The sequence below is a fragment of the Streptomyces sp. NPDC127197 genome, from assembly GCF_042672405.1.
Lineage (GTDB): Bacteria > Actinomycetota > Actinomycetes > Streptomycetales > Streptomycetaceae > Streptomyces > Streptomyces flavusporus.
Window position 1 is genome coordinate 224,799 of the sequence record NZ_JBHXVG010000010.1, and the last position, 17,590, is coordinate 242,388.

Sequence of the window (17,590 nt, forward strand, 5' to 3'; positions counted from 1 at the left end):
GGAGAGGGTGGTGAGTCAGGAGGCCGACCGGGCGGCCTCGGTTTCGATCTCGGTTTCAGCCCCGGCGCGGGTTTCGGCTTCGGCGAGTTTCTCCAGGCGGCGGTGGCCCCAGGCGGACAGGGGCGCCAGGGCCTCGGCGAGGTCACGGCCGAAGTCGGTCAGGGAGTAGACGGTCTTCAGGGGCAGCACGTCGTGCACCTCCCGGTGCACCAGCCCGTCCGTCTCCATCTCCCGCAGTGCCTGAGTCAGCACCTTCTCGCTGAGGCCCGGCAGCTTCCGGCGCAGTTCGGCGGGGCGATGGGGCCCCGACTCCAGGAGCCAGAGCAGGGCGGTCTTCCACTTGCCGTCGATCACGACGATCGCGGCGGTCACTCCGCAGACGTTCAGGTCACGGGCACGGCTGCGCATCATCATCGTCCTCATCGTCCTGGTCGTCACGGAATGTCGATGTCGTTCCAGTCAGCATGGAATGTCGGCAATGTCATACGCATGTTCGCGTCACAGGTCGCATGTCCACATCGCAAGCTCAAGAGGAGTCGCATCATGTCCACGTACACAGACCAGTCTGCCGTCACCGTCCTCGGACTGGGCCCGATGGGCCGGGCCCTGGCCGGTGCCTTCCTGGACGCGGGGCTGCGGACCACGGTCTGGAACCGCACCCCCGGCCGGGACGGCGAACTCGTCGCCCGCGGGGCGCTCACGGCGCAGTCTGCGGAAGAGGCGGCCGCCGCGAGCGAGCTGATCGTGGTCTGCGTGGTGAACTACGACGCGGCGGACGCCATCCTGCGCCGCGACCCCGTCGCCGCCGCACTCAAGGGACGTACCGTCGTCAATCTCAGCGCCGACACCCCCGACCGCGCCCGCGACACGGGCGAATGGGCGGCTCGGCACGGCATCCGCTACCTGGACGGCGCGATCATGACGCCCACCACCACCATCGGCACGCCCGACGCGGTGTTCCTGCACAGCGGACCCGAGGAGCTGTACCGGGCGCACCGGCCGGTACTGGACGCCCTCGGCGGCACCCACACCCACCTCGGCGAGGACATCGGCCGGGCCGCCGCGTACGACATCGCGCTGCTCGACATCTTCTGGACGGCGATGGCCGGCTACGCGCACGCACTGGCGATCGCCCGGGCGGAAGGCATCACCGGGCGGGAGCTGGCCCCCTTCGCACAGGGCATCGGCGCGATCCTGCCGCCGCTCTTCGCGGAGTTCGCGGGCGACGCCGACGACGGCAGGTACTCCGGCGAGCTCAACCCGATCACCTCCGCGGTGTCCACCATGGCCCACGTCATCCAGGCTTCCGAGGCCCACGGCATCGATGCCGGCGTGATGCGCGCGGCCGAGGGCCAGGCCCGCCGGGTGATCGGCCTGGGCCACGGAACGGACGGGTACATCCGCGTCACGGAGCTGCTCGGCCGACGCTGAGCGAACCGCTGTCAGCGGCGGCCCAGCCACCCCTCCACCACCCCGAAGTCCGCGTCGGTCAGCCCGTACCGGTGGTCGACGCGGTGCAGCAGCGCCCGTTCGACGTGGTGGGCGGCCACCCAGTCCCGGTCGGCGGCGGTGATCTCGTCGTCCAGCCAGACGAAGGGGCGGCCCGCCGCCCACGCGGCGACGGTCCGCGTCTTCCAGTGCAGCGGGCCCGGCCCCTCCGCCTCGTCCGGCCAGTGCACCACCGGCAGCGGCGGCAGGCCGAGCCAGGGGGCCACGCACCCGTTGGCGTCGTCGAGCCACGTCGTGGCCCACACCAGCTCGCATCCGAGGGCCAGCAGCCGGGGCCCGAGCGCCGGGTCGATCCTGGCCAGCAGGGGATGCGCGGCGGCCTCGGCGGTCAGCTCGAAGGGTGTCTCGTACACGGGGTACGGGTCCACCGCCCCGAACGGGAGCAACGTCCCGTCGATATCCAGGAAGAGGAGCATCACGTCCTACGCTACTGTTCCCCCATGACTGCCGGGTTTGCGGCCAAGTGCCGTGAGCGAGTTGGGTACCCGGCCTCCGAGTGAGGTCGGGGCGGGCGAGGAGCCCGCCGTTCTTTCTCTGCGCAGACGTCCCCTGCGGACACGTCCTCCGCGGATGCGTCCTGCGCATACGTCTCAGAAGACCGACGACGGAGAAAGAACACAGAAGGAAGCGAATGCCCAACGACACCATCAACGACTTCAACCAGCAGGTCATCGAGGAGTTCCGCGCCCACCAGGGCCGCGTCGGCGGCCACTTCGAGGGCTCCCGGCTCATCCTCCTGACGACCACCGGGGCCCGCTCGGGTGCCCCGCACACCACCCCCGTCGGCTACCTTCCCGACGGCGGCGAACGCATCCTGGTCATCGCCTCCGCCGGCGGCGCGCACCGGCACCCCGCCTGGTATCACAACCTGGTCGCCCACCCCGAAGTCACCGTGGAGAGCGGCGCGTTCACCTACCAGGCACGGGCCGTGGTACTCGAGGGCGAGGAGCGCGACCGTGCCTTCGCGCGGGCCGTCGAGGCGGACCCGGGCTGGGCGGCGTATCAGGAGAAGACGCGGCGGGTGATACCGGTCGTGGCGCTGTACGAGATCGCCGGCGACGGTCCCGTGGAGATCAACGCCGATTCCATGGGCGAGGCGATCAAGGTCGTCCACGACGCCTTCCGCCGGGAACTCGCTCTGATCCGGCAGGAGATGAGCGCCACGGACGGCAACAGCCCGCAGCTCGGCGCACAGCTGCGCGTCAACTGCCTCACCTTCTGCCACGGCCTGCACAACCACCACACCAGCGAGGACATCGGCCTGTTCCCGTTCCTGGCCGACCGCCATCCCGCGTCCGCCCCCACGCTGGAACGGCTGCACGAGGAGCACGGGCGGATCGCCGAGCTGGTCGAGGACCTGCGCCGGGCGGTCGCCACGGAGGACCCGGCCGTCGCACGCGCCGAGGTCGAACGCCTCACGGCTGAGCTGGAGGCGCATCTGGCATACGAGGAGGAGCAGTTGATCCCCCTCCTCGACGCCGCCGCCTGACCGACGGCGGGCGCCTGCACCGCACACCGCAGGCGCCTGTCACCCGCGTCAGGACAGGGCGCGGGTGAGATAGGGGTTGACCGCCGACCGGACGGGCAGGCCCAGGGAGGCGGTGGCCGCCGCCAGGGTCATCGCGTACGAGTCCACGGCCCGGCGGACGTTGGGGGCGTCCAGGCTGGCGCCGGTCACCAGGCGGTCGAGGTCGACGTACGCCGACCGTACGATCTCGATCCACCGGTAGACCGGCCAGTCCTTACGCCAGTCACGGGTGTACTCGACGGGCAGCCGGCCCTCCCAGCGCCGGAACATGCGTTCCCGGATCTCCGGACGGGTCGGGGTGAGGTGCATGTGCCGGACCAGGTCGTAGAGGGGGTCGCCGACCAGGGCCATCTCCCAGTCGATGATCGTCAGCGCCAGGTCGTCGTTGCGGCGTACCAGGTTCCACGGGTTGAGGTCACCGTGCAGCAGCGTGGGCCTGCGATGGGTCACCCGGTTGCGGGACAGGATCTCCCGCAGTCGGTTGGCCTCGGGCAGCCCGAGCTCCCTGGCCAGCTGCTGCGACTCCTTCGGCAGGTCACGGACCAGGGCGACGAGCTGATCGCACAGCCAGGCGTGGAACCCTCCCTCGCCGGCGGTCCGGTCGACCTCGGTGTAGTCCACGCGGGTCAGCGCGCAGAGCTGGTCCGCCAGCCGGTCCGCCTCGTACGGCCGCAGGCCGTCCACCGGGTGCTGGGGCGGGGGAACGAGATCACCGGAGTCGGCGTAGGGCCCGACGTAGGTGTGGATGGCGAACGGCTCACCTCGGTAACTCCTGCCGAGCGCGAGTGCCCTCGGCGCCGCCACCTCGGCCCCGGACCGCTCGATGGCGCGGAGCACGGCGTGCTCGCTGAGGTAGCTGGGCTCCCGCCGGCACACGTTCGCCACCTTGCGGCGCACCACCACGGGGAAGTCGACGCCCTGCACCCAGACCACGGAGTTGAGGTGCGCGGTGCCCTTGAAAACCCGGCTGGCCGGTGCCGCGCCCTCCTCGCGCAGGGCCTCGGTCACGGCCTGCGGCGGAAAGTCCGTGCGCACGGGCATGCGCGGATCCGGTTCCCACTCGACGACGTGGGGCACCCGGCCGGGAGCGCCTGCGGGGGTCCGTGAGGCACGCCACCGGTAGAGGATCGACGCGATGTCCTCCAGGCTCGGCACGGCGCTGAGCCCGAGGGGCTCCTCCGCCGCCACGAGCGCGCTGTGCACGGCCGCCGAGGCATCGTCGAGGCTCTTCTGGTCGAACGAGCCCTCCAGGGCCTTCGCGGCCCGCATCACGTCCGGGTAGACGGACTGCGCGCGCTCGAAGTCGAGGTAGTGGCGCAGGTCCTTGGCCAGACCGTTGACGGCCGCCGGACAGGTCCGCCCCATCGCGACCGCCCATGCCTCGATCACCTCGGCCCACTGGAAGGACGGATACCGCATGCGTACGAGGTGGGTCGCGAGGTCGTGCAGGGGATCGCCGTAGGTCGCCAGTTCCCAGTCGACGCAGATCAGGGGCGGATCACCGTCGTACGTCACGATCAGGTTGTCCCGGTGCAGATCCGCGTGGAGCAGGCTGTACGGCCGCCGTGCCATGGCCGGCACCCGCCCGCCCAGTCGGATCAGCGCGTCCTCCGGGATGCCGAGCGCCGTGAACAGTCCACCGAAGGCAGTCCAATTGGGCTGCCGGATCTGCCGGTCCGCGAGCAGCGCCAGGGTCCGAAGGAAGTCCCTGCGGTCCGAGCCGTTGCCGGGCCACCGTGGCGGGAGGGGCGGCATGGCCCGTCGGCGCACCCGCGTCATCTGGGCGAGCAGTTCGGTCAGCGCTCCTATGAGCAGCGGATCGACGGGCTTGCCGTAGTCGCAGACGCTGGACAGGGGCACGCCGTCCGCGTAGCTGTGGATCTCGAAGCCGTCGCCCTTGGCCAGGCACTGCGGTACGTGGGGCAGCACGCTCCCGACGGCACGCAGGATCCGCGCCTCGTCCTGCCAGGTCCGGATCACCACGGGCAGCGCGTCCCGGCGCCGGATCCGTACGGTCACGCGGGTGCCGGGTTCCCGGCCCAGCAGGCGTGCCACATGCTCCGGCAGCGGCACCAGGTGGTTGCGGTTGTGGTGCCCGCTGCTCAGGCGGCCGTGCGCCTCGGCGCTCGCCACGAACTCCCGCAGGACCGCGTCGGGCGCAGCGACGGCCGTGCGCTCCCCGAGGACGGTTCGAGGAACAGGAGGTGCGCCCACTGGCCGCTCCGGGGTCATTTGCACAGGATGGACGGGTACGGCAATCGCTCGATCTCAGTACACACTCGTCACGGCCGGGAGCACGGATTCAAGTGAGCACAATGGGTGGTGTACCACTCGTCCGCGTGACGGCCGTTCGACGTGCCGGTCCGCCTTCTCATACGGGCGAACGGGAGCGGTTGCTCACACGACCCGGGCATGCTAGCGCACGCTTGTGCCAGGCTCCGCACCGAGCAGCTCCCAGACGGAGCTGAACCATGCGCGCATGCTGGTGACGAAGACCGACCCCGATGAGTTCGGATCCACGTCCTGCACATGGTGGGTCAGCGTGGCGCCGAGGCCCAGCACGTCCAGCGCGGTGACCTCCTCGCCCGTCTCCAGCAGCAGCTGACGCTCCACCACCTCGTAGAGCCCGTGCAGCACCTCGGCGTCGTTCAGTACGTACAGCTTGAAGGCCGGCGTCAGGGGCGCGTGCCGGATCTGCACGTCGACGGACGGCACCAGCTTCTCGGTCCGCAGCTCCTCCAGTACGCCGCGCAGGGAGTCGGTGTGGCGGTCGGTGATGGTGTTCAGGCGTTGTCGCAGGCGCACGTCGCCCGGGTTGCCCTTGACCCGCGGATACGGCAGCGGAAGGTCCCTCTCGGGCAGCAGCATGCGCAGACCGATGTGCTGGGGTGCGATGAAGCCGCCGCGGATCCGTTCCGCCTGGAGCCGGATGTGCGCGTCCAGGGACTCGGAGGTCAACGTGTAGACATCGAGGGTCACTTCCGGCTGCTCGAAGGCCTCGCTGATGAGCGGGCCCAGGGTCACGCCGCCGCGCGTGCGGGTCGCCTTGGCCGTCGAGGACTGTATGCGCTGTGCCTTGACCACCCGCGATCCGCTGCCCTGCCGGGACTCGATCCAGCCCTCGTCGGCCAGCTCGCGCAACGCCCGTTGGACAGTGTCCCGGGAGACCCCGAACTCCTCGGCGAGGTCGCGCTGGGACGGCAGGAAGGAGCGCAGCGGGTACCTCCCGTCCGTCATCCGGGCCCGCAGCGCGTCGGCGACCCTCTGGAACTCCCTGCCGCCGCCCTCGCCGGTACCGTGCTGCTGCTCGTCCACCTGTTGACCGTACCGCTTGCCGTCCATCAGCACACCAATTCCGGCCAACCAGCCTTCTGTGTCGGCCGGTTGGTTAACCGATCAGACGGACCGGGGAAACCCTACTCAGCCAACCAGTCCAATTGGACTGACAGTTGAGCACTTCACGGCAGGCGGAGGGGAGGTGGAGGGCATGCTTCTGTACCACACACTTGGGGGGCTCCTCAGGGTCGGCGGCGGCCTGTTCGCGCAGGAGACAGGTGGCGCGGTGGCTCTGGGGCTGCTGTTCCTGATCGGCGTGGGCATCCGTGCACGGCACAGCGGTCTGGCGGTCGGGGGCGCGGTGGCGCTGGCGCTGCTGATGACTCAGGCCTGACCGCGCACCGCATCCAGCACGGGTTGCAGGGAGCGGACGACGAGTGTGGCGCCGGCGTCCTCCAGTAGCTTCGCCTTGGGCCGGTTACGCGCGTAGCCGAGAAACGGAACCTCGGCCCTGCGGGCGGCTTCCAGGTCCGAGGGGGTGTCGCCGATCATCAGGGCGGCCGAGGGAGCCGCGCCCACCGCGCGCAGGGCGCGGACGAGGCAGTGCGGGTCGGGTTTGAGGCGGCTGAGGTCCTCGGTACGGCCGTAGATGTGCGGCGCGAAGCATCCGATGAGGCCCCGTTCCTCCAGGTACCTGCTGATCACCCGGGGGGAGTTGTTGGAGGTGATCGCCAGCCGGGAGCCCACAGCCGTCCAGGTGTGTATCAGCGGATCGGCGTAGGCGGTGGGCATGGCGGAGGAGGCTGCTTTGAGTTCCTCATGGGTGAGGCGTTCCTCCAACTCGGCGACCAGGTCGCTGCCGGGGTGCCGCCGGTCGACCGCGCGCAGCACGGCGTGCGGGTCCAGGGACTCGCGTTCCTGCTCGGTCAGCAGGCCGTGCAGGCCCCGACCCTCGAGCCAGTCCACCAGATCGCTCGCCACCCGTTCCGCCGAGTGCCCTGCGAAGAGCCGGCAGATCGGCCCGTCGAAGTCCCAGAGCACCACACGTGCACGTGTGATCAGTTCCCGCAGTCCATCGGTCTCGTTCCCGGTCTGAGATGTCACCGCATCAGTCTGCGTCGTATCAGAAGTCACTAGGAGAGTGTCAGGTCCGTCGTGATGGTTTCCCAGAGGGCGTCGAACCACTTCTGGGATTGCTCCACGAACGCCGCGTCCCGGCTGGCGGCATGCTGCTCGAAGGAGAAGAGGAGGGATTCGGTGCCCAGGACGTCGTACATGTCCAGAGGTCCGGTCCCGTCGTCCTCGGCGCGGCGCGTGACCATGTAGTACGCGATCAGCGCCTCCGTGCCGTTGAGGAGGTACAGCTTCACCGGCGGGGTGAAGGGCAGCGCGCGGAAGGTGACGCGTACGTCGATGCCGTGCGAGGCGCGCAGGGAGCGGAGGTTGTGCTGAAGGACGTGGCCCTGGGCGTTGCGCTGGGCGAGCCAGCGTTGGTGGACGGGGTCGTCGTCGCCGCCGCCCTCGACCGAGATCGGGAAGGCCAGGTTGATGTCCCGCGAAGGCAGCAGGATGCGTACGTCGATGGACTCGGGGTGGACGCGGCCCTCGTGGATGGCACGGACCGAGTCGCCGAGTGCCAGCATCAGGGTCTCGGCGGTCAGGCAGGCGGCGTCGATGCGCACCCTGCGGGCCGCGAAGGCCTCCGTCAGGCGCGGAGCCAGGCCCACCATCGTCGGCTGGGGTTCGCTCCTCGTCGGGGACGGTTCCGCGATGCGGGGTGGGCTGCCCTTGCTGACGTTGGTGAGGAGGCCGTCCTCCTGGAGGGCCCTCAGGGCCTGACGGACGGTCCCGCGTTCCACGCCGAACTCCTCGGCGAGTTCGGCCTGGGTGGGCAGGCGGTCGCCCGCCTTCAGGTCGCCGGTGCGGATGCGTTCCCGCAGGGTGTCGGCGATCTCCTGGGCCGCGAGCCTTCTCATGCCGTTCACTGCCACGTTCTCCTGGGTCACGACCAAACGCTACAACTCAAAGCCATCTAAGGGCACTTGTTTGGAAGTTGTTTATAGCTAGTAGCCAAGTGGGGACAACTTATACAGAGTTGGCTGCCAACTTAGCGCTAAATGGCTTGAGTTGGCGGAGGATTTGCCTCCTCAACGCCCGAAGGGGGAACCATCGTGCCTGCCCTCGCCCTCCTCTCCGCCCTCTTCGTCGTCGGCTTCGAGCAGATGGTCGAAGTGAAGTACGGTGCCGCCGGCGTCATCGGTCTGCTCCTGCTCACCATAGGCATCAAGGCGAAGAGTCCGGCCGTCAGCTCCGTCGGGGCGGTCGTGCTCGCGCTTCTCCTGACCGGCCCCGCCATGTGAACGACCGGCGCCCGGCAGGAGGTGACCCCGGGAGACGCTCAGCTCGTGAGCACCAGCTCCGAACTGATCGTCTCCCACAGCGCGTTGAACCACAGGTGCGACTGCTCGACGAACGTCGTGTCGCGCAGGCCCGCGCCCTGCTCGAAGGCGAACAGCATCGACTGGGTGCCCTCGGCGTCGTAGAGCTGAAGCTGTTCGTGGTCGATCTCCTCCTCGCGCCGCCGGAGCGTGTAGTACGCGAAGAGCGCCTCCGTGCCGTTGAGCAGGTACAGCTTCACCGGCGGCGTGAACGGCAGCGCACGGAAGGAGACATGCACGTCGATGCCGTGCGAGGCGCGCAGGGCGAGCAGGTTGTGCTGGAGGACCTGGCCCTGGGCGTTGCGCATCGCGAGCCAGCGCTGGTGCAGCCGGTCGGCGTCGGCGGGGTCCACCGGCGCCGGGAAGGCGAGGTCGATGTCCCGGGACGGCAGCAGGACCCGGACGTCGACCTTGGCCGGTTTCAGCTGTCCCGCGTGGATCCGGCGCAGCGGCTCGCCGATGGAGAGCGTGAGGGATATCGATGTCAGGCACAGGGCGTCGATCTCGACGTGCGGGGCCGCGAAGGCGGCCGCTATGCGGGGCGCGAGGGCCACGGTGGTGGGCTGCGGCGGGGCTCCCGGGCCGGCCAGCGCCCGGTCCGGGTCGGGCGCCACGGTCGCGGGGCTCCCTTTGGACACGTTGGTGAGCAGCCGCTCCGCCTGCAGGATGCGCAGCGCCTGCCGGACCGCCGCGCGCTCGACACCGAACTCGTCGGCCAGCTGGGCCTGGGTGGGCATGCGCTGGCCCGGCTGCAGCACCCCGGACCTGATCCGGGCGCGCAGCACGTCCGCCACGTCACGGTGTGTCTTCTGGGGCGGGTGTGGCCTCTTCCGCCCATTGACGGAGGCGTGTTCCGGCTCCACAACCAAACAGTACAACTTCCCGCCATCTTCCGGCAGTTCATAAGTAGGTGGTTATGAGACGCTTCCAAGTGGAGATAAGTACAGTGAAGTTGGTCGCCAACTTCAACAACATGGTCAAACTACCCGGAGGTTGGCCACCAGGGTCGAACAGTCCCGAAGGGGGGACCGTATGCCGCTCATCGCCCTCGTCATCGCCGCCCTGGCCATCGGAGTCGAGCAGTTCGTCCAGTGGAAGTTCGGCCCCATGGGCATCATCGCCCTCGTCGCGCTGACCCTCGGGGTCAAGGCCAAGAACACCATGCTCGGCGGCATCGGAGCGGTGCTCCTCGTGGTGCTGCTCTCCCAGTCCGGCTGACACCCAGGATCCGGCTGGCCGGGCTCCCTTCCGGAGGGGAGCCGGGAGCCCGGTCAGTCTGCACAGTCACAACTGAACAGCGACAACCGAACAGCGGAACAAGCACACCGCACAGCCACAACTGAACAACAACCACAACTCAACAGCACGCTACGGATGAGTCCACCCGCCGTCGGCAGAAGGGAGCACTCAGAACAGGTCCGGGCACCAAGGCCGCCTGGACGTGCGCAGCAGGGCGTCGGCCGATCGGGCGGCGCCCGCTCGTGCTTCCCGCACCCGGCCCAGCGTCGCGAGCCGCACCGCCGACTCGTCCCCGAGCCACAGCGCCGCCAGGTCGCCGACGTCCAGCGTGAGGTCGGCGCTCTGTGTGGTCGGCGCACAGGACGCACCTGCCGCAGACGCCTCGAGCCGGTACCGTCCGCCCGTGAGCCCTCCAGCGTCGACCACCTCCAGCACCAGCGAGCCCTCCCCCTCGTACGTCCGCGCCTGAAGCGCCCGTACGACGTCCAGGATCCGCACCCACAGCCAGTCGGCCTGCGTGGTGACACGGGCGGCACGCGGGTCCGGCAGGTAGAGCGGCAGCAGGTCGTCCGGGGCCCGCCAGCCGGTCTTCACCTGGGTGATCCAGTCGATCGAGCAGAGGTAGTGCCACAGGGCGCGCTCGGCGGCCGGGGTCACCGCGATCAGCCAGTTCACGTCGGCGGTGTCGTGCGGCTGCTTGCCGTGCCAGTTGTCGTCGGCCTCGTAGGACACCATGCCCTCGACCTCGCCGGTGGCCGAGCGGTGGACGGCGTAGAAGGGCTCGGTCCAGGACCCGTTGTAGCGCAGGGCGCCGGTGTTGTACCGCCACCACAGCTCGCCCCGGCTGACCGCGCCGGGCTGGGCGCGGCGCAGCCGTTCGTGCAGTTCGGGGCCGAGCTTGCGGATGTCCTCACCGTCCACGACGTCGATCCGGCCGCCGGCCTCCGGGCCCGACCAGCGGGGGTCGAGGCCGGTGCGGGGCACGTCGATGGTCCACTCGGTCGTCCAGGTGGCCGGTCCGAAGCCGTAGCGGCCGTAGATCGGGTACTCGGCGGCGATCAGGGTCGCGACGACGTCCCCGCGTTCCTTCGCCGCCGCCAGGTCCTGGGTCATCATGCGGCTGAGGAGGCCGCGGCGACGGTGCGTGGGGGTGACGGTGACATTGGATATGGCGTCGGCGGGTACGGCGGCGCCGCCCACGGCCGTGAGTTCCTGCGCGAAGGACCGGAACGTCGCGACACACCGCTCGCCGTCGAACGCACCGAGCAGCCTGCCCGGCACGAACTGGTGACGGCGGGCCTGAAGTTGCTCTTCCGTCAGCGTCGGCTCCCGCAGGAAGCCGACGTTCAGGGCGCGATGCCAGTCCTCGAAGTCGGATTCGGTGATCGGGCGTACGGCAAGGTCGTCGCGGCGGCTCATGGGGCCACCGTAGGCGTACGCGGGTCAGGGTGTCGCGGGGATTTAACGGGGGGTGGGCGGACCAGAAGACCGCCCGAGAACCGCCCGTGTCTCCCCCACCGGCCCGCGTGCCCGGGCGTCACATCAGCAGGTCGTCGACCTGCGCCTCCCCCTCACGGTAGCGGCGGGCGATCTCCGCGCTGCAGCCGTCTGCCGTCCGCTGCAGCCGCTGCCTGCGCCGGGACACCTGCTGCTCGTAGCGCACCAGCCGCCCCATCGCGGTGGTCAGCTCCAGGTCCGTCCGTGCATCCAGGGCCGACAGCTCGACCTCGGCGAGCATCTCGGCGGCCAGCCGCCGGTACTCCTCGCTGTGCGGGGTGCCCAGCGTCACATGGCGGGCGGAGGAGCGGTGCCGGGCGGGGGCGTCGGTGAGGATCTCCGAGAGCCGCTCGACGACGGACGCCTCGCCCGCCTCCAGCAGGGGCTTCGGCCCGCGTCGCGTCAGCTCCGCGCGCAGGATGTCGATCCGCCCCTGGAGCAGCCGGCGTACGTAACTGAGATCGGCCTCGTCGCGCTGGGCGTCCCGGCGCAGGATGCGTAGTTCGGGCAGGCTGAGCGCGGTCAGATCGTGCTCGGGCGGATCCGGGGGCAGCTGCGGGCTGTCGGTGCGCTGCACGGGCGGCCGGAGTGACTCTCCGCCTCCCGCCTGGGTCAACGAGACAACCACAGGTGGCTGCCCGGTACTCGGTGTGCTCATGTGCCTCTACCGTCCCCTCAACCGGCTGTTGCCACATCGTGCCACCCCAAGTGGCCCGTATGGGACTTAGTGCCCCCGAACGGCCCCAGATGGGGGGTTAGGGATCAAAAAGAGAGCTGGTACGGACCATCTGCGAAGCCGGATGGCGCACCCCGGCATGATTGGTCGTATGCGTGCAGTGGTGCAGAGGGTGGACGGCGCGAGCGTCGTCGTGGACGGCGAGACCGTCGGAGAGATCATCGGTGAGGGGCTGTGCGTCCTGGTGGGGGTGACCCATGAGGACACCAAGGAGAAGGCGGCGCAGCTCGCTCGCAAGCTCTGGTCGATCCGGATGCTGCACGACGAGAAGTCGTGCAGCGACGTCGACGCTCCGCTGCTCGTGATCAGCCAGTTCACCCTGTACGGCGATGCCCGCAAGGGGCGGCGGCCCACCTGGAACGCGGCGGCGCCCGGCGAGGTGGCCGAGCCGCTGGTCGACGAGGTGGTCGCTCAGTTGCGGGGGCTGGGGGCGACCGTGGCGACGGGGCGGTTCGGGGCGCGGATGCGGGTGTCTTTGACGAACGACGGGCCGTTTACGGTGCTGCTGGAGATGTGAGCTGCGCGGTGTTGTGGCTGGAGCGGGTGGGGTGCGCAGCCCGGCGCCTGCGGGGTGCCGCCCGCGCCCACCCCTGCCGCCCTGGGGGCACCTCCCAGGCCCTCAAGGCACTGGGGGAGGCACGACTGCCCGCGGGCTACTGGGGTGCTACGGCTCGACGACTACCTCCTGGGCCGCCGCCGTCGTGTCGGCCACCAGCCGTGCGTCCACCGGGACGTTTCGCTTCACCAGGGCGAGGGCGATCGGGCCCAGTTCGTGGTGGCGTACGGACGTCGTGACGAAACCGATCTTGCGGCCGTCGGGGCCGTCGTCCGCGAGGCGCAGCTCGGTGCCGTGCGTCGGCAGGTGCACCTCGCTGCCGTCCAGGTGCAGGAAGACCAGCCGGCGCGGCGGCTTGCCCAGGTTCTGCACCCGGGCGACGGTCTCCTGGCCCCGGTAGCAGCCCTTCTGGAGGTGCACGGCGGTGCCGATCCAGCCCAGCTCGTGCGGGATCGTGCGGTGGTCGGTCTCGAAGCCGAGCCGCGGCCGGTGCTGCTCGACGCGCAGCGCCTCGTACGCCAGGATCCCGGCCGGGGGACCGGCCTTCTCGGCGTACGACTCGAGGTCCGCGCGCGGCAGGAACAGATCACGCCCGTACGCCGTCTCCCGTACGACGGTGCCCTCCGGCACCTCGGTGATCGAACCGGCCGGCAGGTGCAGGACCGCGAAGTCGGCCGTCCGGTCGGCGACCTCGACCCGGTAGAAGAACTTCATCGACTCCAGGTACGCGATCAGCGCGTCCTGGGTGCCGGGTTCGATGTGCGCCCAGACGGTCTCGCCGTCGTCGACGAGATACAGCGCGTGCTCGATGTGGCCGTGCGCGGACAGGATCAGCGCCTCGGTGGCCTCGCCCGCGGGCAGCTCGCTGACGTGCTGGGTGAGCAGCAGATGCAGCCAGCTCAACCGGTCCTCGCCGGACACGGTGACGACTCCGCGGTGCGAGAGGTCGACGAAGCCGGTGCCGCCGGCGAGGGCGCGCTGCTCGCGGAACAGGTCGCCGTAGTGGGCGGCGACGCCTTCGTCCACACCCTCGGCGGGGACGGCGCCGGGCAGGGACAGCAGGGGGCTCTTCATACGCCCAAGCCTACGACTCGGTAGATGAACTCCTCGCAGCCGAGCAGTCCTTGCACCGGCCGAAGATCGCGAAGTGCTTCATGTCGGTGTCGAAGCCGAAGCGGTCCCGCAGCTTGGCGGTGAAATCGGCGGCGACCTCCACATCGGCCTCGATGACGTTCGTGCAGTCGCGGCAGACGAGGTGGAGATGGTGATGCCGGTCGGCCAGGTGATAGGTGGGCGCACCGTGCCCGAGATGCGCATGGCTGACCAGCCCGAGCTCCTCCAGCAGCTCCAGCGTCCGGTAGACCGTGGAAATGTTGACCCCCGACGCCGTCTTCCGTACTTCCACGAGGATGTCGTCGGGAGTCGCATGCTCCAGGTTGTCCACGGCTTCGAGCACGAGCTGCCGCTGCGGCGTCAGCCGGTAGCCGCGCTGCCTCAGGTCACTCTTCCAGTCGGTGCTCACCACACTGGAAGTCTAGAGCCAGATGAGGAAAGGCCTACTTGAAGAAGGCGATGCCGTCGTCGGGGAGGTCGTCCGGCAGGGCCTTCGCCCAGCGCTCCACGTCCTCCGGGGTGACGACCTTCTTCAGCTGGGCCGACATGTACGGCCGCAGCTCGACCTCGGGGGTCTGCTTCTCGCCGACCCACATCAGATCGCTCTTGACGTAGCCGTACAGCCGCTTGCCGCCGCTGTACGGGCGGGACGCGGCGGTGCGTGCGACCGCGTCCGTGACCAGGTCGATCTGCGGCTTCTGGTCGGCCAGCTCGCCGTACCAGATCTCGATGACGCCGTCGTCGCGGGTCATCGTGACCTCGACCTTGCGGTCGGCGTCGATCCGCCAGAAGCCGTGCTCGGACTCCAGCGGCCTGACCTTGTTGCCCTCCTGGTCCAGCACCCAGGTGTGGGAGCGGTACTCGAGGAAGTCCCGGCCGTCGTGCGTGAAGGTGACCTCCTGCCCGAAGTTGCACTTCTCGGCGCCGGGGAAGTCGTGCACGCCCGCGCCCGCCCAGTTGCCGAGCAGGAAGGCAAGCGGGACGAGGTCCTTGTGGAGGTCGGACGGGATCTCGATCATGATCAGCTCAGAAGTCTCGTACGTCGGTGATGGCTATGGCGATGGTCAGCGCTGGCCCTGGTACAGCTTCTTCACGGCCAGACCGGTGAAGGCGAGGACGCCGACGCAGACCAGGACCAGAAGGACTTCGAAGAAGACGATCACGGGATGCTCCTTGGTGAGCGGAGGTGCGTGTTGCACGGGGCCGGGCCCCAGCTTACGCGGGTGGGGCCCGGCGCTCCCTGTGAGGTACGCCCTCAGCCGAGCAGCTGGCCCTGCAGGACGACCGTCTGCTGGAAGGGGACGGCCGGCACACCGCCCTTCCGGGACTGCACGATCACCGCGTAGACGTCGCCCGCGGAGAGGTAGGCCTGGCGGACCTGCTGGGCGCCGTACGGCTTCGGCTCGAAGTAGGCGGTGCGCGCGATCCCGGCCACGGCAGCCGGCTCCGGGAACTCCTCGTCGTAGGCGGCGTCGTGGGCGCCGCGCAGCGGATAGGTGGGAGTGGTGAACGCGACGGCATCGCTCGCGATCTCCTGCTCCACCATCTGCGCCGTGCCGAACTGGAGCAGGTAGACCCGGGTCCGGGTGCCGTCCGGCGAGATCCAGCCGCGGGCGGCGATGTGCCGCAGGCCGGAGTCGACCAGCTTCTGCCGCAGCGCCTCCCGGTCCTCCTCGACCGCGTACTCCGCCAGGTAGTCCTTCGTCGCCAGCCAGCCGTCCGAGCCGCGCAGCGCCTTGTCCTCCCTCGCCCCGGCGGGCGCGGGCAGCACGAGGGCGCGCAGATCGGCGTGGTGGGCACCAGTCATGTTGCCGTCGGCGAGGGGCCGGGGGCTGCCGGAGGGCAGCGGCGGTCTGGTGAGCTCGGGATAGGCCCAGCGCCCGTCCGACTCCGTGGCCAGGCCCGGGACGTCCGTGCGCTCCATACCCGCGATCCCGTACGCCGTGGCCGTGCCGACGGCCGCGAACACGGCCACGGCGGCGGTCCAGCGCCCTACGGCCCGCAGGACGCGGCGGTCCCGGGGCGCCGGGGCCGGGGCCTCGGGGGGCTGCGCGGGCGGCGCGGGGTCGGTCAGCTGCTCGGGCTCGGTGGTCTGGTCGTTCATATGGCCTTCCCCGGCTCGGCGATCCGGTCGAGTTGGGTGCGCAGGAACTGGGCGACTCCGTCGGTGTCGAGCGGCTTCGCGCCGTCCGCGGTGGCGGTGACCAGGACGTCACCGACGTAGGCGGAGCAGAAGATCATGTCGAGGTCCTCGTGATCGCCCTCGGGTGTCCGGAAGCACTCGGCCTCCTCATGGCCCTTGATCTTGGGCCCCTTGCGGCCGCCCAGCAGGCCGAGGAGCTCGCGCTGGGACCTGGAGATGTCACGGACCGCGGTCCTGTTCTCCATCTGGGCGAGCTGGACGGTCACCTCGAAGATGCCGTCGCGCCAGTAGCGGCCCGGGTCCTGGCTGAAGTAGCTGCGCATCGCCATGCCCTTGATGCGCTGCCGGTCGATCTGCTTCTCCAGCTCCTTGCGCACCGAGCGGGGCAGCCCGCGCAGGGACTCCTTGCGCAACGCCGTGGCCTGGGCGCCGTTGAGCTGCGCGTCGGCGCCGAACTCGCCGATGTCGGGGCCAGGAGCCCAGCCGTCGGTGCCGTAGGGCACGAGCACGCCGGCCAGTCCCTTGGCAACCGGCGCCTTCTTCTCCTCGGCCGTGGCCTTCGGGAACTTCCAGCGCGGGGCGCCCGCGTCCCGGTCGGCGTCTCGCACCGTCACGACGGTCGCGCCCACGCCGGCGATCAGCGCTCCGGCGAGCAGCAGGCAACCGGCGACGGCCGCGATACGCCCGCGCCGCACGGGGTTGCGGACCGGCGTGCCCGCCGCATCCTGCTGCTGCGTCTCCTGCTCGCCGGTCTCCGGCCGCTCCTGTGGTGATTCGGTACCGCTCACAGCCGCTCCATCTGCCGCTCGGCCAGGTCCAGGATCGTCTTCTTGGCGATCGGCCGGTCGCCGTAGATCCAGATCTCCATCGCGATGTCCCCCCGCCAGGCGTGCGCCTCGGCGCTGTACAGCGGCTCGTATCCGGGCTCGGTGTCCGGCCGGGGGTGGACGTAGGCCATGCCGTCGCCGCTGCCGGGGATGCTCCAGCTCTCGGTGTCCGGGGCGCTCTCGGCCCAGCCCTGATGGTTGTTGACGGAGTCGACCGCCGCCAGGGAATCCTCCTGACGGAACTGCACCAGCCGGATCTCCACGTTGTACGAGCTTCCGACCTCCCAGCCGACGGCAGCCGCCCGGCGGAACTCGTCCGCGACGAGATCGTCGAACTTCTCGCCCGGCGCGGTGAAGCTGTCTGCGTATGCCGCAATGTCCATCCAGCCGTCGGACGCCAGCCAGTCGGCCTCCTTCGTCCCGGCCGGCTTCTTCAGCAGCAGCTTGCGCAGGTCACCGTCGGTGCGCACCTTGCGGTCCTGCGCAGCCGACAGCGGCTCGGGGGCCGGACCGGTCGCCTGCGCCATCACCGGCTGGGACAGCGGCGGCAGCCTCGTCGGCTCGCGGTCGGCCTGGACGAGGTAGCCCGCGCAGGTGCCGGCGACCAGGCCGAGCGCGGCGGCACCGGTGAGGAGCAGGGCGGTGCGCCCGCGCCGCCGCGGCCGGGGTGGCTTTTCGGGATCTTCCAAGACGTCCCCCCACAGAACGTGAAGCGCGGATTCCGTATC

General features: G+C 70.1%; 22 protein-coding genes. 6 read left to right on the forward strand and 16 right to left on the reverse strand.

Annotated elements, in window-relative coordinates; translation table 11 throughout:
- Positions 1–15: 15 nt before the first annotated feature.
- Positions 16–411, reverse strand: coding sequence for a winged helix-turn-helix transcriptional regulator (locus ACFVJQ_RS18515; protein WP_385511276.1), 396 nt, complete (start codon positions 409–411; stop codon positions 16–18).
- 78 nt (positions 412–489) lie between these two features.
- Here ACFVJQ_RS18515 and ACFVJQ_RS18520 point away from each other — a divergent pair, with 78 nt between their 5' ends.
- Positions 490–1,431: an NAD(P)-dependent oxidoreductase gene (locus ACFVJQ_RS18520; protein ID WP_385511192.1), complete on the forward strand. Its 942-nt coding sequence runs from the start codon at positions 490–492 to the stop codon at positions 1,429–1,431.
- Positions 1,432–1,442: 11 nt separating this feature from the next.
- On the opposite strand, the gene ACFVJQ_RS18525 is transcribed toward ACFVJQ_RS18520, so the two are convergent.
- Complete coding sequence (locus tag ACFVJQ_RS18525; protein ID WP_385785050.1) at positions 1,443–1,925, reverse strand: HAD domain-containing protein; 483 nt, start codon at positions 1,923–1,925, stop codon at positions 1,443–1,445.
- A gap of 215 nt (positions 1,926–2,140) precedes the next feature.
- On the opposite strand from ACFVJQ_RS18525, the gene ACFVJQ_RS18530 reads away from it, so the two are divergent.
- A complete protein-coding gene (locus ACFVJQ_RS18530; RefSeq protein WP_385785052.1) occupies positions 2,141–2,998 on the forward strand; it encodes a nitroreductase/quinone reductase family protein in 858 nt (285 codons plus the stop codon).
- A gap of 48 nt (positions 2,999–3,046) precedes the next feature.
- Here ACFVJQ_RS18530 and ACFVJQ_RS18535 read toward each other — a convergent pair whose 3' ends face one another.
- Positions 3,047–5,269: a phosphotransferase gene (locus ACFVJQ_RS18535; RefSeq protein WP_385785055.1), complete on the reverse strand. Its 2,223-nt coding sequence runs from the start codon at positions 5,267–5,269 to the stop codon at positions 3,047–3,049.
- A gap of 183 nt (positions 5,270–5,452) precedes the next feature.
- A complete protein-coding gene (locus ACFVJQ_RS18540) occupies positions 5,453–6,379 on the reverse strand; it encodes a winged helix-turn-helix domain-containing protein (protein ID WP_385785139.1) in 927 nt (308 codons plus the stop codon).
- A gap of 145 nt (positions 6,380–6,524) precedes the next feature.
- Between ACFVJQ_RS18540 and ACFVJQ_RS18545 the strand changes: the two genes are divergently transcribed.
- Positions 6,525–6,707, forward strand: coding sequence for a hypothetical protein (locus tag ACFVJQ_RS18545; protein WP_385511196.1), 183 nt, complete (start codon positions 6,525–6,527; stop codon positions 6,705–6,707).
- Here the strand turns inward: ACFVJQ_RS18545 and ACFVJQ_RS18550 are convergent.
- Complete coding sequence (locus ACFVJQ_RS18550) at positions 6,698–7,447, reverse strand: HAD family hydrolase (protein ID WP_385511198.1); 750 nt, start codon at positions 7,445–7,447, stop codon at positions 6,698–6,700. The two genes, ACFVJQ_RS18545 and ACFVJQ_RS18550, sit on opposite strands and share 10 nt — an antisense overlap.
- Positions 7,447–8,325 carry a GntR family transcriptional regulator gene (locus ACFVJQ_RS18555; protein WP_385511199.1) on the reverse strand — a complete coding sequence of 293 codons (879 nt, stop codon included), beginning with the start codon at positions 8,323–8,325 and terminating at the stop codon, positions 7,447–7,449. The genes ACFVJQ_RS18550 and ACFVJQ_RS18555 overlap by 1 nt, the downstream gene beginning before the upstream one ends.
- 159 nt (positions 8,326–8,484) lie before the next feature.
- Between ACFVJQ_RS18555 and ACFVJQ_RS18560 the strand changes: the two genes are divergently transcribed.
- A complete protein-coding gene (locus ACFVJQ_RS18560) occupies positions 8,485–8,673 on the forward strand; it encodes a hypothetical protein (RefSeq protein ID WP_385511200.1) in 189 nt (62 codons plus the stop codon).
- Positions 8,674–8,711: 38 nt separating this feature from the next.
- Here ACFVJQ_RS18560 and ACFVJQ_RS18565 read toward each other — a convergent pair whose 3' ends face one another.
- Positions 8,712–9,620, reverse strand: coding sequence for a FadR/GntR family transcriptional regulator (locus tag ACFVJQ_RS18565; RefSeq protein ID WP_385511280.1), 909 nt, complete (start codon positions 9,618–9,620; stop codon positions 8,712–8,714).
- 163 nt (positions 9,621–9,783) lie between these two features.
- On the opposite strand from ACFVJQ_RS18565, the gene ACFVJQ_RS18570 reads away from it, so the two are divergent.
- The gene (locus tag ACFVJQ_RS18570; protein ID WP_385511202.1) at positions 9,784–9,969 is read left to right on the forward strand and encodes a hypothetical protein; all 186 of its coding nucleotides are present in this window, start codon (positions 9,784–9,786) and stop codon (positions 9,967–9,969) included.
- A gap of 189 nt (positions 9,970–10,158) precedes the next feature.
- On the opposite strand, the gene ACFVJQ_RS18575 is transcribed toward ACFVJQ_RS18570, so the two are convergent.
- Positions 10,159–11,409 (reverse strand): GNAT family N-acetyltransferase, encoded by a 1,251-nt coding sequence (locus tag ACFVJQ_RS18575; protein WP_385785061.1) that lies wholly within the window; start codon positions 11,407–11,409, stop codon positions 10,159–10,161.
- Between the two features lie 118 nt (positions 11,410–11,527).
- Complete coding sequence (locus tag ACFVJQ_RS18580; RefSeq protein ID WP_385785064.1) at positions 11,528–12,145, reverse strand: aerial mycelium formation protein; 618 nt, start codon at positions 12,143–12,145, stop codon at positions 11,528–11,530.
- Positions 12,146–12,314: 169 nt separating this feature from the next.
- Here ACFVJQ_RS18580 and dtd point away from each other — a divergent pair, with 169 nt between their 5' ends.
- Positions 12,315–12,740: a D-aminoacyl-tRNA deacylase gene (gene dtd / locus ACFVJQ_RS18585; RefSeq protein WP_129798541.1), complete on the forward strand. Its 426-nt coding sequence runs from the start codon at positions 12,315–12,317 to the stop codon at positions 12,738–12,740.
- A gap of 147 nt (positions 12,741–12,887) precedes the next feature.
- On the opposite strand, the gene ACFVJQ_RS18590 is transcribed toward dtd, so the two are convergent.
- From ACFVJQ_RS18590 to ACFVJQ_RS18620, 7 genes are read right to left on the reverse strand one after another with little or no spacing between them, the layout of a single operon-like run.
- Positions 12,888–13,853 carry a YgfZ/GcvT domain-containing protein gene (locus tag ACFVJQ_RS18590; RefSeq protein ID WP_385511206.1) on the reverse strand — a complete coding sequence of 322 codons (966 nt, stop codon included), beginning with the start codon at positions 13,851–13,853 and terminating at the stop codon, positions 12,888–12,890.
- 10 nt (positions 13,854–13,863) lie between these two features.
- Entirely contained in the window at positions 13,864–14,304 is a 441-nt protein-coding gene (locus ACFVJQ_RS18595) for a Fur family transcriptional regulator (RefSeq protein ID WP_385511207.1), read from the reverse strand.
- 31 nt (positions 14,305–14,335) lie between these two features.
- A complete protein-coding gene (locus ACFVJQ_RS18600; RefSeq protein WP_224735953.1) occupies positions 14,336–14,911 on the reverse strand; it encodes an FABP family protein in 576 nt (191 codons plus the stop codon).
- 45 nt (positions 14,912–14,956) lie between these two features.
- The gene (locus ACFVJQ_RS18605; protein ID WP_263494624.1) at positions 14,957–15,091 is read right to left on the reverse strand and encodes a hypothetical protein; all 135 of its coding nucleotides are present in this window, start codon (positions 15,089–15,091) and stop codon (positions 14,957–14,959) included.
- Positions 15,092–15,147: 56 nt separating this feature from the next.
- Positions 15,148–15,996, reverse strand: coding sequence for a hypothetical protein (locus tag ACFVJQ_RS18610; protein ID WP_385511210.1), 849 nt, complete (start codon positions 15,994–15,996; stop codon positions 15,148–15,150).
- Positions 15,993–16,823 carry a hypothetical protein gene (locus ACFVJQ_RS18615; RefSeq protein ID WP_385511211.1) on the reverse strand — a complete coding sequence of 277 codons (831 nt, stop codon included), beginning with the start codon at positions 16,821–16,823 and terminating at the stop codon, positions 15,993–15,995. Before ACFVJQ_RS18615 ends, ACFVJQ_RS18610 begins: the two co-directional genes overlap by 4 nt.
- Positions 16,820–17,551 carry a hypothetical protein gene (locus ACFVJQ_RS18620; RefSeq protein ID WP_385511212.1) on the reverse strand — a complete coding sequence of 244 codons (732 nt, stop codon included), beginning with the start codon at positions 17,549–17,551 and terminating at the stop codon, positions 16,820–16,822. Before ACFVJQ_RS18620 ends, ACFVJQ_RS18615 begins: the two co-directional genes overlap by 4 nt.
- Between the last annotated feature and the right edge of the window lie 39 nt (positions 17,552–17,590).

Bases quoted from the DNA above. Each gene is read 5' to 3' on its own strand.
- ACFVJQ_RS18515 (WP_385511276.1), bottom strand. From the start codon at position 411: ATGATGCGCAGCCGTGCCCGTGACCTGAACGTCTGCGGAGTGACCGCC.
- ACFVJQ_RS18520 (WP_385511192.1), top strand. From the start codon at position 490: ATGTTCGCGTCACAGGTCGCATGTCCACATCGCAAGCTCAAGAGGAGT.
- ACFVJQ_RS18525 (WP_385785050.1), bottom strand. From the start codon at position 1,925: ATGCTCCTCTTCCTGGATATCGACGGGACGTTGCTCCCGTTCGGGGCG.
- ACFVJQ_RS18530 (WP_385785052.1), top strand. From the start codon at position 2,141: ATGCCCAACGACACCATCAACGACTTCAACCAGCAGGTCATCGAGGAG.
- ACFVJQ_RS18535 (WP_385785055.1), bottom strand. From the start codon at position 5,269: ATGACCCCGGAGCGGCCAGTGGGCGCACCTCCTGTTCCTCGAACCGTC.
- ACFVJQ_RS18540 (WP_385785139.1), bottom strand. From the start codon at position 6,379: ATGGACGGCAAGCGGTACGGTCAACAGGTGGACGAGCAGCAGCACGGT.
- ACFVJQ_RS18545 (WP_385511196.1), top strand. From the start codon at position 6,525: ATGCTTCTGTACCACACACTTGGGGGGCTCCTCAGGGTCGGCGGCGGC.
- ACFVJQ_RS18570 (WP_385511202.1), top strand. From the start codon at position 9,784: ATGCCGCTCATCGCCCTCGTCATCGCCGCCCTGGCCATCGGAGTCGAG.
- ACFVJQ_RS18575 (WP_385785061.1), bottom strand. From the start codon at position 11,409: ATGAGCCGCCGCGACGACCTTGCCGTACGCCCGATCACCGAATCCGAC.
- ACFVJQ_RS18580 (WP_385785064.1), bottom strand. From the start codon at position 12,145: ATGAGCACACCGAGTACCGGGCAGCCACCTGTGGTTGTCTCGTTGACC.
- dtd (WP_129798541.1), top strand. From the start codon at position 12,315: ATGCGTGCAGTGGTGCAGAGGGTGGACGGCGCGAGCGTCGTCGTGGAC.
- ACFVJQ_RS18590 (WP_385511206.1), bottom strand. From the start codon at position 13,853: ATGAAGAGCCCCCTGCTGTCCCTGCCCGGCGCCGTCCCCGCCGAGGGT.
- ACFVJQ_RS18600 (WP_224735953.1), bottom strand. From the start codon at position 14,911: ATGATCGAGATCCCGTCCGACCTCCACAAGGACCTCGTCCCGCTTGCC.
- ACFVJQ_RS18610 (WP_385511210.1), bottom strand. From the start codon at position 15,996: ATGAACGACCAGACCACCGAGCCCGAGCAGCTGACCGACCCCGCGCCG.